The sequence below is a fragment of the Corynebacterium glaucum genome (assembly GCF_030408855.1).
GTDB classification, from domain to species: domain Bacteria; phylum Actinomycetota; class Actinomycetes; order Mycobacteriales; family Mycobacteriaceae; genus Corynebacterium; species Corynebacterium glaucum.
In genome coordinates, this window is record NZ_CP047358.1 from 239,707 (window position 1) to 253,449 (window position 13,743).

General features: G+C 58.8%; 9 protein-coding genes. 1 reads left to right on the top strand and 8 read right to left on the bottom strand.

The annotated features are described in order from the left end of the window. Positions 1-21 precede the first annotated feature (21 nt). From CGLAUT_RS01170 to eccCa, 8 genes are all read right to left on the bottom strand, one after another. Positions 22-489, bottom strand: a complete 468-nt coding sequence (locus CGLAUT_RS01170) for a hypothetical protein (RefSeq protein ID WP_095659108.1) — start codon at positions 487-489, stop codon at positions 22-24. A 20-nt stretch (positions 490-509) separates the two neighbouring features. Beyond that, positions 510-5,702: a DUF6531 domain-containing protein gene (locus CGLAUT_RS01175; RefSeq protein WP_095659109.1), complete on the bottom strand. Its 5,193-nt coding sequence runs from the start codon at positions 5,700-5,702 to the stop codon at positions 510-512. A gap of 138 nt (positions 5,703-5,840) precedes the next feature. Next, entirely contained in the window at positions 5,841-6,134 is a 294-nt protein-coding gene (locus CGLAUT_RS01180; protein WP_095659110.1) for a WXG100 family type VII secretion target, read from the bottom strand. Positions 6,135-6,162: 28 nt separating this feature from the next. Then, entirely contained in the window at positions 6,163-6,501 is a 339-nt protein-coding gene (locus CGLAUT_RS01185) for a WXG100 family type VII secretion target (RefSeq protein WP_095659111.1), read from the bottom strand. Positions 6,502-6,637: 136 nt separating this feature from the next. Then, positions 6,638-6,937, bottom strand: a complete 300-nt coding sequence (locus CGLAUT_RS01190; protein ID WP_095659112.1) for a WXG100 family type VII secretion target — start codon at positions 6,935-6,937, stop codon at positions 6,638-6,640. A 4-nt stretch (positions 6,938-6,941) separates the two neighbouring features. After that, positions 6,942-7,211: a hypothetical protein gene (locus tag CGLAUT_RS01195; protein ID WP_157731223.1), complete on the bottom strand. Its 270-nt coding sequence runs from the start codon at positions 7,209-7,211 to the stop codon at positions 6,942-6,944. 49 nt (positions 7,212-7,260) lie between these two features. Then, entirely contained in the window at positions 7,261-7,998 is a 738-nt protein-coding gene (locus tag CGLAUT_RS01200) for a hypothetical protein (RefSeq protein ID WP_095659114.1), read from the bottom strand. A gap of 154 nt (positions 7,999-8,152) precedes the next feature. Continuing rightward, complete coding sequence (gene eccCa, locus CGLAUT_RS01205) at positions 8,153-12,205, bottom strand: type VII secretion protein EccCa (RefSeq protein ID WP_095659115.1); 4,053 nt, start codon at positions 12,203-12,205, stop codon at positions 8,153-8,155. A gap of 83 nt (positions 12,206-12,288) precedes the next feature. Between eccCa and CGLAUT_RS01210 the strand changes: the two genes are divergently transcribed. Next, positions 12,289-13,743, top strand: coding sequence for an EsaB/YukD family protein (locus CGLAUT_RS01210; RefSeq protein WP_095659116.1), 1,455 nt, complete (start codon positions 12,289-12,291; stop codon positions 13,741-13,743).

The window sequence follows — 13,743 nt, forward strand, 5'->3', positions numbered from 1 at the left end:
GATGGCCATGATTTGGCCTACTCATTGAAGCTCCATTCTGGTGTTGAAGTTCGCGGGCGCGGGCGTGACTAGGACTTCAACTGTGACGGGGACGGAGTTGCCGTCTCCGTCTTCTACGAATCCTTGTGGTGCGCGGAATTGAAACGCGGTTGACCCTTTCCAGGGAAGCATGAAGACGAGACCAACAACCCCCTTGTCGGATTCGGTTGTCGTGCTGACTGCATCCACGACTTCGAATCCTTTCTCGTCCACCTCGATTGCGTGGGCGAAAAATGCGTCATCCCACTCAAGATAGTCTTCGGAGATGTGGAAGGTTGCGTCGAATTTCGCACTGATTGGATCGTCTGAGGGGCAGCCGACCGCGAGTGCGGCAGGAGCGGTTGCAAGTACTTGGCTTTTCGTCCAGTCGAGGTCGTTTGGATAGTCGGAGTCACCGTAGATGATGAACACGTAGTGAAAAAGCTCGCATTTAACGTCGAAAGTTTCCATAGTTTAACTAGTCTAACCCTTCAATCAACAAGCCTGACCAGAAAATAGTCGCGGTCACGGAGGTTATTATTCTGATAAAAGCTCGAGAGCATTCCACCCTGCTGGCGCTGCGCGAAAATGGATACGCCATGAACCGTAGCCCCCTCCCCGCCTTGATAGGTAGATGCATATGGGAACTCGTCCGGGCTTACCCCTTTTCTGCGTACGAAATTCTTGATGGCGGCCGCCCTATTGCGATTCTTAAGTCTCTCGTTTTCGGTTCGCTGTAGAAGGGTCGGTTGGCCTTCTTCAATTCCTTTCCTCAGGGTTTCTGCAACCTCAGGTGTCCTAGACATGCTCACGTCAAACTTAGGGACGAAGAATTGGCCATTGTCAAAAACCGGCCCATGTACACCGGATGGGCGGCCAAGTGGTGAATCCACCTGGTGGTAGGAGTACAGGCCAAGGAAATCCACCCAGTGTGCTGCGTGGTCAACGTAGCCTTGCGCCGATGCCAAGCGTGGTGTGACACCGAGGGGATCTTGGGCGTTGTAGCTGCCAGCGTGGGGGTGATAGTAGCGGTATCGGTTGTAGGCCCAGCCTGATTCGACGTCAAGATATTGCCCGGTGTGAAGCAGCGGAGAGGTGTGCTCGCCGTGCCAGGTGCGTATTCCGTAAAGGGTTTGGGTGGCATAGCCACCGACGGTGCCGGTATCGGGATCGACTAGCTCTTGGGGTGCGCCCGCGAGGTCAGCCATGATGAGCATGAACTGCCCATAAATTGATACATGAGACTGACCGGCGGGACTGCCGTCCGTCGGGGCGTTGCTAGTTGGCGTGAGGGTGACTTGACCGATGAGAGCACCGGTTGCGGGATCATGGATCCACACGTATCCGGCACCAACCCGGTGGACGGTCCGTGAATTGCCGAGGGTGCTGTCGTTCGAGTTTGCGGAGTCGGGAACCCATGCGTCGTAGGTGGTTTGTTCGGCTATGAGTCGGTCGCCAGCGTGAGCGAAGACGGTCCTAGTAAGGACGTCACCGGTGGAGGCATCGACTAACTCCTTTGCGACTCGGCGTCCGTATGGGTCGTAGACGTAGCGATAGCCGACACCAGGTTCATCCGAAGTTGTAAACCCGATGGGTTGTGCACCGGTGGCGTAGTAGAAGTGGTGAACCAGTGGTTTTTTACCGATGCGTTTCGTGACGGTTCGGGTGACGCGGCCTGCTGCGTCGTAGGTGTACGTGGTGCGCCCAACACGGGTGGGCATTGTGCCATCGAATTCGACGCGATTGTCTTGCTCCGTCGACCTCGACACCGGACGCGGGGCACCTACTCTATAGGTGGCACTGTAGGTCGTCTCGGTGATGCGTGGCGTGGCAGGGGTATCCATGATGTTGAGCACGCCGGCGGGGGAGAACCCGTAGGTTTCTTCACCCCTCGCGGCATCATTCAACGCGGCGGGTGTGTTGTTGGGGCCTGCGTTGCGCCTTAAACCAGTGGCGCGCCCGAGGATGTCGAGTGTGTATGTGGTCGCGCCGCGAAGATAGTCGGTGACGGATTCGAGGGCACTATCACTGCGCCAAGTGAACATGCGCGAGGAGACGGTGCGGATTCCGCCGTCGGTAGCGGAATCGAGCGCTGTGAGTGTGTCGGCGGTGGTTCGCCCGCGGGTGTCGGAAGTCAGTGTGCGGATGAGCGATCCGGTGCTGAGCTGGTTGCGAAGGCCGCGGGCATCGACACCGTAGGTCAACTCGGCTAGCGGCTCGGCAATTGTTGATCCGTCTGGGGCGTGGGTGTGGGTCGTTGCGGTGATTGCGCCGGCTTCATCGTGGCGGTATCCGGTTGTGAAGGTACCGCCGAGGGGGAGGGTGAGGTGTTGCTCGGTGATGTGCCCTGCGTGGGCATAGCTGAATTCGTGCGTGGTGGCTTCCCCGCTCGGCAGCGTGACGGTTTCAGCTGTGACGCGACCATAGGTGTCGCGGGTGTAGTCGATCGTGGCTTGTGGGCCTTCGATGCGGGCGACGCGTTTTGTATCTGTGTAGAAGCAGCGGGTGGTACCGAGCGCGTCGGTAATCGTGTCAGTGCGTCCGTCGGCGTGGCGAGTGTGGGTCGTTGTGCCGGCTGGGGTAGTCAATGTGGTGACTAAGCCGTCGGCGCTGATGGTGTAGGTGGTAGCTATGTTGTTGTAGTCGACCTCGCTTGCGGGCATGCCATCGAGGTCGTAGATATACGACCAGGTGTTGCCATCAGCGTTTGTCACACGCACTGGTTGCATCTGGGTGTTGTATTCCAGATGGGTTGTAGCACCGGTCGCGTCGGTTATGGCAATTGGTTTGTCGAAGACGGTGTAGTCGGTGGTGGTTGTGGCCCCGATTTCGTTGGTGGTGGCAATTCGGTTGCCCTCGCCGTCGTATAAGACGGTGATAGTGGTGCCATCGGGGTGGGTGATTGCGGTGGGCCAGCCTTCGGGGGAGTACTCGATGGTTTTGCTTTCACCGATGGGATCGATGGATTCAACCACCAGGCCGCGCACGTCGCGGGTAAAGCTCGTGCGCCTCCCGGCAGCGTCGGTGACAGCGCAAATCCGACCAGCATCGTCGCTGTCAATATCTTCGGTGGTGCCGTCGGGGTAAGTAGCAGATGCCGCAACGATGCCGCTTGAGCGCAGATCGTAGGCGTAGCTGGTGACCGCGCCTGTGGGATCTGTGATTGATTGGGTCATTCCGAATGCGTCGACTTCGCATTCGGTGACTTGTCCGTCTGTGTCGACGATGCGTACAGGTTGGCCCCACGTGCCTGCCTCGATGTAGGAGCGCAGCCCGTCCTGATCCGTGGCAACTAGCACGCCGTCAGCGTTGTAGGTGTACGCGGTGGTGGCACCAGCAACGTTCGTGATCGACGTCTTTTGGTGATACTGGTTGTGCGTGGTGTCTTCAACACCTCCCTCAGGGGTGATGAGGCGCCAAACATCGCCTGCGGGAGTGGAGCGGTACACCGTGGGACGGATGTCGCCCAGCAGCTCATCATGCAGCCAGGCTTCGGGTACGGTCCAGCATTCATCGTCGCGCGCGGCGGTACGTCCGCAACCAGTCAGCCCGGCACCTTTCAATCCCCCCTCAATAAGTGCTTGATAGAGCGGAAGCTGTTGGAGCCGGTCGAAGTAATTCTTCACCACGCTCTCGCCTAACGCTAGGGGGTCGCCTTGGAACTCACCGGCGGTTTCAATGAGCACACAGACTTGTCCGCCGACAGGAGCGTCTTCACCGTGGTCGTCTGCCCAGTAGAGGATGTTGGGGAACATTCCGCCGGTGCCGACTTGGGCCTGCACTCGACCAAACTCGTCAAAACGGTAGTAATAGGAGACACCGTTGCGGTCAGTCCACCCGTATATCCGGCCATGGTCATCGTAGTGGTACTGGAGTGCGCCCTCACCGGAATTGATCACGCGGATGAGTTGACCGTAAGGATCGTATTCGTAGGAAATCAACCGTTGTGGTTGATCCTCCGGGTGCGTGGTGGGGTTGGATACCTCGATGCCCTCGACCCTGTTGACGGCGGTGTCCCATCTGATGTCCAAGATAGTGTCGTCAGAACGGCGCATCCGCACCATTTGGCCGGTGGCGGTGTTCCATGTGTATTCGATCGAAGCGCCCGTGTGGTGCACCGTGGCAGACAAGCCGACTTCGATCCCCGTGCCGAAAGTGTCGGCCAATGATCCGGTTGGAATGGTCGCTGCAACAAACGACCCACCGAGGGAGGGAGATTGATCGGGGACACCGAGTTGGCCATCGTTGGCTGCACTTGGGGAGATGTCAAAGAGGCGAAATACGTGAGTTACTCCCGCGGCGATGTTGCGCACCCGGTAGGCCCCGTCGGCGTATGACATCAGCCAAGGCCTACCGTCAGCACGCACTTCTGACCCGTCGTTTGGTGCGGGCGGGAAAGTAAGCAAGGCACCATCGGGGGCGAGCATGAGCACTTCGTTCTCGCAGATCTCGATGCGCACATCCATGGTGGAGACCCACCTCGGCCCCAGCGCGCGCCCAAGTTCATGGTTGGAGTTAGCATTGCGGTCGACAATTAGCGGCAGGACACCGTCGATGAACACGTCGGTTCTGAAATCCACCATGGTGCCGGTAGCCATATCGATAGGATCACCGCCGGTACACTGAGGCTTTCCGATACTCACTCTGTTGTAAAATGATCGCACCAAGTCGTGGTCGGAGATTGCTTTCACTGCGTTTGTGGAGCGTCGCGAGGCGGCTTTCGCGGCTTGAATAGATGCGTTCTTGACCGTCGAAAGCCCCTTGGAGCCGGCGCTCACTACTTTGGACCCAGCGTTCATCATCCGGGCACCCGCCGAAGTGGTTTTTAATCCCGCTCTGATGGCTCTGCCGGGCAAGCCTATTGGCGTCATAAACGCGACTTCTACTGCAACATCGAGCCAGCTGCCTGCGCCGCTGGCAGCGAGGAGGGCCATGATCCCGACTGCGACAGCGGCGACGATCCAGCCGACCGGTGTGAACACTGCCAGAATTCCTCCGATAACAGACAGCGCCGCAGCGACTTTTTTCAGGATGTCAGCGTGTTCGTGGGCGAAATCCTTAACGTTGTTCCAAAACTGAACTGCTGCGTTGGGGTTCGGCTCGAAAGCCTTTTTCTCCTGCGCCTTGATGGTGCCGGTGTGGGTGTCAACGTTTGAGCTCAGCACCCTTTTAATTTCGTCTGTACCTTCTAAGTCGCGTTCCCAAAGTGTGACTTTCCCGTTGTAGTCCAACCACGCAGCTGCCAACTTCATTTCTGCAGCGGCTTTTGCTTCTAACGTAGGTGCGGCGAGCACTGCAAGCTCGGCATCATTGACTGCTTGGGCGGCAAGATTGACGTCGGTGTGATGGGCGCGCGCGATTAATTCAAGCTGGTCCATGTTCCGAATGCGAGCCGCTAAGTCGGTTGCGTATTCTTCAATGGCTTCCGCCACGCCCAGGTGTGCCCTGCTCGTTATCGCCAAGTGATCCGGGAAGTCATCGTTCACTAGTTTCTTGTATCGCTCACCTTCGGAGCCAAGGAACTCGCCGTTGTTAATCGCCTGCAGATCATCGGACGCGGTTTGGGCGGCATTGCCGAACTCGCGCCACTTTTGTGCTGCTCGAGTCAGCGCAGAAGGCGAACCGCCGAGCTTGAAATAAGCGTCGTAAAACGTTTCAAAAGGGGGGAGGAATGACGCGGGCATAGCTCCAACAATTCTTTCTGTAATGAGGCGATGAGCAACCGAAAAGCGAAGAGTCAACCCGTTACCGGCGACGGGGTTTTCTACTGCGCCGTAACGGACTGAAGTGGGAGAGGGTGGTGGATTTAATAGGTGCGCGGCTTATTCGCCAGCGATGGTCCGCGCGACGCGATTGCGGGTCTCAGACACGCTCGCCGTGTTTTGATCCAACGCAGCGCGCACCTGGCCCAGGATCACTTTGATATTTTCCGCAGCGGTGGACCACTTCCCGTGGACACCTCGGTATTGCTCCTGCTCAGAACCTTCCCACCCCGCGGCGAGTTTTTGGATGTCCGAATCCATGACACCCAGGGTCGATTCAATCGAGTTCATCACGCGGTGAAGATCTTCCGCTGCAGCATCGGCATCTGCGCGGTTGTAGGCATAAATAGACATAGTGGGTGCTTCCTTTACAGAGTGAGAGTTACAGGATCGGGCCGGACTGGAAGTTCATTCCCGCGAATGCTTGCTGGAGCTCGTCAGTCTGCTCCTGCTCGCCGGACTGGTACTGCTGACCGGCATCGTCGACGCGACCGGTGAGGGTCCCTAGCGCTTGGTTAATCATCTCCATGTTCTCGCTCCAAGCGTTGGTCATGTTTTCCCATGCCCCAACGGAGGCGCCCTTCCACGAGTTCTTGAGCGGTTCAATTGCGGTGATGAACTGCTTCGCCTGATCCGTGAGCTGAGTGTGGTTTTCTTGCAGGGAAGAGATGTGGGTAGCAACGGCTGAGTGCTCAACCGACAGTTCATTGGATTGCGACATTGTTCCTAGTGTTCCTTTCGGCTACTGGTGCTACGGGGGAGGTTGTGGCGACGAGAAGTGAGTGGTTCTCCTCTCGCCAGCTGTGCGATTGTGGCTGGCTGGTAGATAGTCATTTTCAGCTCCCTTTCACGGGCTTCTACTTGATCTCGTCCAGTGCCGTCTGGATCTCATCGCGCACTCCGCTGTTTGACTCGTTAATCGCGTCTAACGCGGAGGCGACATGGGTGAGGATGCCTGCGACGCCGGCAGCACCTTTTTGCCACTGCATCAGGATCTCCTCGTAGGATTCGTACTCTGAACCGGTCCATTCCTCGCTGAGCGTTTGCATGCTCGAGTCAATCGATTCAATAATCTCTAGAATCCGGCTCTTGACCCGGTTAATGTCTTTGGATGCGGAATCCGCGACGCTCGTCGTAAAGGCGTACATGTCTGCCATGGAGCTATCCCTGAGCCTCAGGGCGGATGCTGTTGGCCATCTCCTTCAAAGACCCCTCGATTTCCTCGTCGTGTCCTTCAACGGCTGTCGCGATCGTGGCTGAGGCCTCACCTAGCAGCGTCACGTTCTTCAGCAATGTTCGACGAGATTGACGCCACTCCCGCAGGAAGGCCTCGACAGCCTCGACCATCCGCTCACCGTGGATTTCATCGGCGTTGCTGAGATCATCAGCACCATCTTCTACAGCAGAGACACGCGACTCAATGTCCGACATCGTCTTCTCCAGTGACGCCAACCGCGCAACCGGTACCTGCCAATGGTCACTACCGGGCATTGTTCACTTCACCTTCCTCCGACAGCCATACCCGAGAAAAGGGTGTCTGAGCACTACTAGCGCCGTCGGCATCGTCATCATTATTGAAAGTAAGCTGCGTGTCGTCCGGGACGACGGCGAAGCTGGCGGCGACACGTCGCACGATTGCTTCGACACCGTCGCTTGACTCGGCGCTCGGCGCGGTCGCGGAAACCACAAGCGTCCACGTGGTGCCGGGGGCCGGAATAAACGCTTGATGCGTGTAAAGGGTGCGTCGCTGTGTGATCGGGCCACCTTCCATCTGCGAGTGGAAGAGCAAATATGGATCGCCTTGGTTCGTTTTCTCCACGGTTGAGTCTTCGGGAGAACCGAGCTGTTTCTGCGCTCCGAGCACACTGGCGCTTGTCGGGGCTGAATCGACCCAGCGCATGAGCAGTGTTACCGCGGTGACCGTGTCGTCTAAAACGCCGGGAAGAATCAGCGCAAGCACGCTTCCTGCATCGCGTGCCTGGGTTGCCATCTCCATCATCTGTTGCTTGACTTCGCGTTGATGGCTGCGCTTCAAGCGTGCACCCGGAACCAGGTCATCGTCGCGAAGCAAATTGCTAATCACAGCGTCTGTGCGAGCCGGGTTCAGATCGATGATGCGCCAGGTCGTTGGCAGGCTTACCGTCCACCGGAAATCGGGCCGCGGTGCATCTGGCGGTAACTGCATCGAAGGCTTGAGCGCAGTTGCCTGCGTCCCCATAATTCACACCCCCTGTCAGCCGGGGCCACAACTCGGGTTCTTCGGAAAACCCGGTTGCAACCGGTACTAGTTATCGAAGTGAGACCTTAGAACACACTAAGAGAAAATTCGACCTCTAAACCGCGGAATGTTAATCATGGCCTAAGCAAGGCATTTATATTCGTGAACTAGCTATGTCTTCTGTCGCTCGGGGTAAAGCAATCTGAAGCATTTCGGCCGTTCCGGAATTGGTCACTCGCTGAGCACGGCCAGGGGGGAGACGCTTGAAGAAGATGCCTGGGGCGACTGCACCCTCCTGCCTCTCGCCCGAGAGCAGGATTGTGGTGCTGCTTGATTCACGCATCGCCTGGAGGAACGAGTCGTAGCTCGCTCGAGCATATCCGGCAGAGCGGCGCGCAGTGATGATGTGCAACCCGAGATCTGCCGCTTGACCGAGAAACGGGACAAGGTGCTTCAGAGGGTTCGCGCTGCCTTCAAGAGTTTCATAGTTGTCGATAACGCAATAGATTTCTGGCCCAGTCCACCAAGAGCGATCCCGCAGTTGCTCCACAGTGATGTCTTTCGCAGGCAAGCGCCGCGTGAGCTCCGCTGCAATGCCCTTCGCCAACGTCTCACATCCCTCGCGGGTTGCCGCAAATCCACCGAGGAACTCTTGAGGCACCGCGTCGAGGAGACCGCGCCGCAAATCCCACACCCCGATCATGAGGTCGCCTTGCTGCCTACCCAAGGTGATTTCTTTAATGTAGGTCTCTAATGCACTCGTCTTGCCCGATTGCTGCTCTCCTGCGAGCAAGACAAGGCGATCATCCTTTTCGCAATCAAGCGTCGCAGGTCCCAGCGTTGTTTCTGTGAGGCCGAATCGCACAGGTGGCACGGATTTGAACCGGCGTCGAATTTCGGTGAGCGTCACCGATTCCGGCAGCATTCTGACCTGGGGCGCCCCGGGTGCGGTCCAAGAGCCAGAGATTGCAGCGACGGTTTCTTGCGCAGAGGTCTCTGACACGACTCCGGGCACACGCTCTAAATGCGGTACCGCGATTTGGCTATAGAGACCATCGGCGGTAGCCACCCGTCCGGTTGGGAGGTCTTTCAGCCCCTCCGACACTTTCTTGCCCACAGCTGAGTCAATCGGATCGTTCAACCTCAACTCCAAGCGGGTACCGATCACCGCCTGCAGTGGCAGGCGAAAATCGGCCCATCGACCGGTGAGGAAAATGACGTGGATGCCATACGCTAATCCTCGCTGCGCAATGTCGCCCACCTGTTCCGCCAGGTCCTCATGGTCCTTTCGCAACGTCGACCAGCCATCAATGGCGAGCACGATGTCCGGGGCGGACAAATTCGAAAGCAGGCCACTTTTGTGAAGGCTACGGAGCTCCTGGACGTTGGAGATGTGGTTGGCAGAGAATAGCTGCTCTCGTTCGGCGAGGAACATGCCCATCTCGGCGACGGTGCGACGCACCTTATTTTCGTCGAAACGCGTTGCCACCGTACCAACATGGGGGAGTTCTTCGAGGTACGACAATCCAGAACCGGACATGTCGATGAGATAGAAGTTCACTTCCCGCGGCGTGTGGGTGAGTGCGGCGGCGGTGACCAAGCTGCGAAGCGCGGTGGTTTTGCCTGACTGTGGAGCGCCCATGATTGCAAGATTGCCCCCGGAGCCGGAAAGATCCAGGGCCAACGGGCCTTGCCACTGGTCTAACGGCTTATCCTTCAATCCGATCGGAAACACCATTTGGCCCTGCTGCGCCGCGCTCAGCCCCCGCTTAGATGACAACGCCACCGGCCCTACCGCGCTTTCCAACGGCAACGTGGCAGGCAGCGGTGGAAGCCAGATCTGTCGGGTTTTCTCTGCCGCTGGAGTGAGACGGCCGACAACCAACTCAAGCGTGGTCTGGGTCCGCTCATCTGTCGCATTGCGGGCCGCATTGCGCTGCTCCACCACATTGGAATGTGCAGCTTGACGGTCGCGCAGCCAATCTTCGGTGGTGTTCGCCAGATGCAATGGCATTGGCACTGGAGGCAGTTCGAGCTCGTGAGCGCGCTCGATAGCTTCGTACGGCCCTGAAACGTAAGCAGATTTGAAGCGATCAAATATGTCTGGGTCAACTTTCAGGAACCCCGAGCCGGGGATCGGTGGCAGCTCGTGGGCATCGGTCGTGCCGATCGCGGCGCGCGACTCCTGCGCTGAGAAGGTGCGCAAACCGATGCGGTAGGACAGATACGACTCGAGCCCGCGTAAACGGCCCTCCTCCAGGCGTTGGGAGGCGAGCAACAAGTGCACCCCGATGGAGCGTCCGATGCGTCCGATTTGGACAAAGAGATCGATGAACTCCGGCTTCGCTGCAAGCAACTCACCGAACTCATCGATCACCACAAAGAGCACTGGCAGGGGATCATCCACCTTGCCCTCGGCGCGCAGCGCATTGTACTCAGAGACGTTTGCGAGATTTCCCGCCTGTTGGAGGACACGTTGACGTCGTTGAATCTCGCCGAGAATGGAATCGTGGAGGCGATCAACAAGACCGGCTGCGTCTTCGAGGTTGTCGACGATTGCCGCGGTGTGCGGCAGCGGTTCGAGCCCGGCGAAGGTGGCACCACCTTTGAAGTCCACGAGAACAAGCGAGAGCTGGTCCGGCGGGTGGCAAATCACCTGCGCGAGGACAAGGGTGCGCAAGACTTCGGATTTGCCCGAACCGGTCGCACCGACGCAAAGCCCGTGCGGCCCCATGCCGGACTTGGCCGATTCTTTAATGTCCAGCTCAACTGGTTCTCCGTCAGCGCCAATACCAAATGGGACGTTGAGGAAGTCCCGCTCCGGTCGAGCTGCCCACGCCTGGGCAATGTCATAAGTGGCGAAGTTGCCGATGCCGAGCATGTCGTCGAGCGCAATCGTGCGCTCCAAGGTGGAATTAGGGGCCGCGTCTTCCACCAGACGCAAGGGGGAAACGCTGCGGGCGATCGATTCCGTGATCGCCGGTGTGACCTCATCGAGGGTGCCGCGGTCCCCACCATAGAGGACGCGCTCAGCGTAGCCCTTTTCACCCTCGGCGGGTTCACGGATTTCACCACGGTCAAGCAGCTGCACGTGAAATGAACGATCCTTCCCTAACAGCACTCGCACGTCGACGTGAGTGGGCTCTAAATGCTGCACGGTGGAAGTCGCTATCACGCTGACTCGCGCCGCGTGGAGGGAGCGAATCGTGCTGGCACTGTCACTGATGAATCGGCCGTGCGGACTATCCATGTTCACAACCACCAGCAGGTGCGGTCGGTCTAGCTCAGTGAGTTGATACCGGGAGCGCTCTTTCAATTCCGCGGCGCGTTCATCGAGCTCGCTGAGCAATTCCGCCGCACTTGATTCGTCATAAGAGACGTTGCGCTTGCCTATGGGCCCGTCGAACTGATCGGGGGAAAGCAGGTGGGGAAACCACACCGCCCATCCATCGCTGTGATCCGCAGTCGGCAGCGCCAAGTGAAAACGCAAGTCGTCCGGGGCGTGAAATACTGCAGCCTGAGCCAACATTGCGCGCACCGCCTCAGCCGTTAACTCAGGGTCACCGACAAGTGAAACTACCCCGCGCGCTGGAATGGCAATAGGCAGGCCGTCAATGGTGCTCGTGCGGCGCATCATGCGATCCAAATGCGCCTGCGCAATCGGCTCCGGCACCTGCATCGGGTTCGAAGATGCTGGCACCTCGATGCCACGCGCCAGTTTGCCAACCCCCGTGCCAATGCGAGTGACCAAGAAGTCTTCATCACCTTTTCGACGCTCCCAGAGCCGATACGGGTCACGGGTGACGTCGATAAGCGAGCGTGGATGCGGGTGCCGAGTCAATGCCTCGACCTGCTGCTGACCTGCTACCTCACGGACCTCTTCCTCCAACTCGGTGAGGTGCTCCAAAAATCGCGTCCGCTCCTCCTCAGCCTGGCGGCGTGACCCTGTGCGCTGCCGAATGAACATGCCCACCGCCCCAATGAGCACGGCAACGAACATGATGCCCCCGATGACCATGCGAATCGGGTTGCCTGAAGACATCATCATGAGCACCATTCCCGTGCCCGCGACCAACGGCATAACCAGCGTCATCACACTACCGCCGGAGCGTGCACGAATCATGGGTACCTGCGCCACAGCAAGCGGTTTTTCTTCCGGGATGGTGCGGTGTAGCCGCGCCGGGCGGTGAACAATGCGGGTGCTCATGGGCACTAATCCTAAGCCACGGTAAGAATTGACTAAGAGGCACTTCGCGGTCGCATCAGGGCGGGTATGAAACGATAGGGGGCATGAGCGACACCTTCGTCCGCGTGAGCGTTTTCTACGCAGACCGGCAACTTGACGTGAGTTTGCCCATGGGTCGTCCCGCGGTGGACATCGTGGGTGACGTTGTTGATCTGTTCAACCACGATGCAGCCAGCAATGATTCAGGGGATCCGCAGAAGGCAATTTCGACGACGGATACCCACACGTGGGTGCTCTCAACCAGCAAGGTCGGCACCATCGAGCCGCATGCCACCTTGGCGGAATATGGAATCCAGGACGGCGACAGGTTGCATCTCACGCGGCGGGAAGAGGCCGCGCACACGCCTTTCGTGGACGATGCGATCGCAGAGGTGCGGGCGACGATCGACGCGGCGCAGTGGGGATGGTCGGGCAGCATGCGCTCGAGCAGCGCACTTGCAACATTTGTTGCGGGTTTGGCCGCAGCTGGCGCTATTGCTGCAGCCGGAATCTGGAACGCAACACTGCCGCTAGATGCTACCCAGTGGATCCAAATATGCATCGTGGTTGCAACCGCAGCGATTGGGCTCGGCATGGCATTGTGGCGCAAGCACGAATGGATGCGCTATCTGGGCTACGCCGTGCCCGCCACCACTGTGCTCCTCACCCGCGTGTTTTTGGCGCAGCTGCCGCTGGAACAGTCAGTGCCTTGGACGGTTGCCGCGGTGGCGTTGAGTACGGCAATAGCGGTGTGGGCTGCGGGGCGGAATGAACCAGCAAGTGGGACGGCAGGTATCACCGCCGCTCTTGGCGTTGCGGCGGGGGCCGCACTGGTAGCTGGCGGAACCATGCTGGGCGCGAATATCTTTGCCATCTTCGCGTGGTCGGCGTGGTTGCCCGTTTTCCTCCTGCTTGCTGCGCCCACGATGGGGCTAAATGCAACTGGCCTTCCAGCCCTGATTCGGCAAAACGACACAGGTGACCCGGTTGCCCGTGAAACGATTCGTGTGCACGCGCGTCGCGCTGAGGCAGTGAGTCGCGGAGTCGCATGGGCTGCTGCCGGGCTCGCCCTCGCCGCGGCGGCTTGCTTGTCCGCGAGCCCGGTGTGGCAGCACGGTCTCATTGTGCTGCTGCTGACGGCAGCGGTTCTGCTGCGACAGAACGGCTTTGCCGACGCTCGAGCTGTGGGGGTGCTCTCGTTCGTCGGCGTTGTTTCCCTGGCTTTAGTAGCTGGCTCGTTTGTCCGTTGGTACCGCAACGATTGGCACCCGTTGGCGCAGCCGACCGTTTGGTGGGCGCCCACGCAATCCTCGGAGCCGTGGATATGGGGCGCGGCGATCTTGACGTTGGCTGTGGCGCTACTAGTCATGTTGGCTCTGCAACTGCGTGAGCGCGATGAGGTACAAGCAGCCCGCGCTGCACGGGTAATTAACACCGTTGATGTCTTGGTGTGCCTGGCGGTGATCCCGGGAATACTCGCTGCGCAAGGGCTGTATCAGTACTACTGGGCGACAACATAG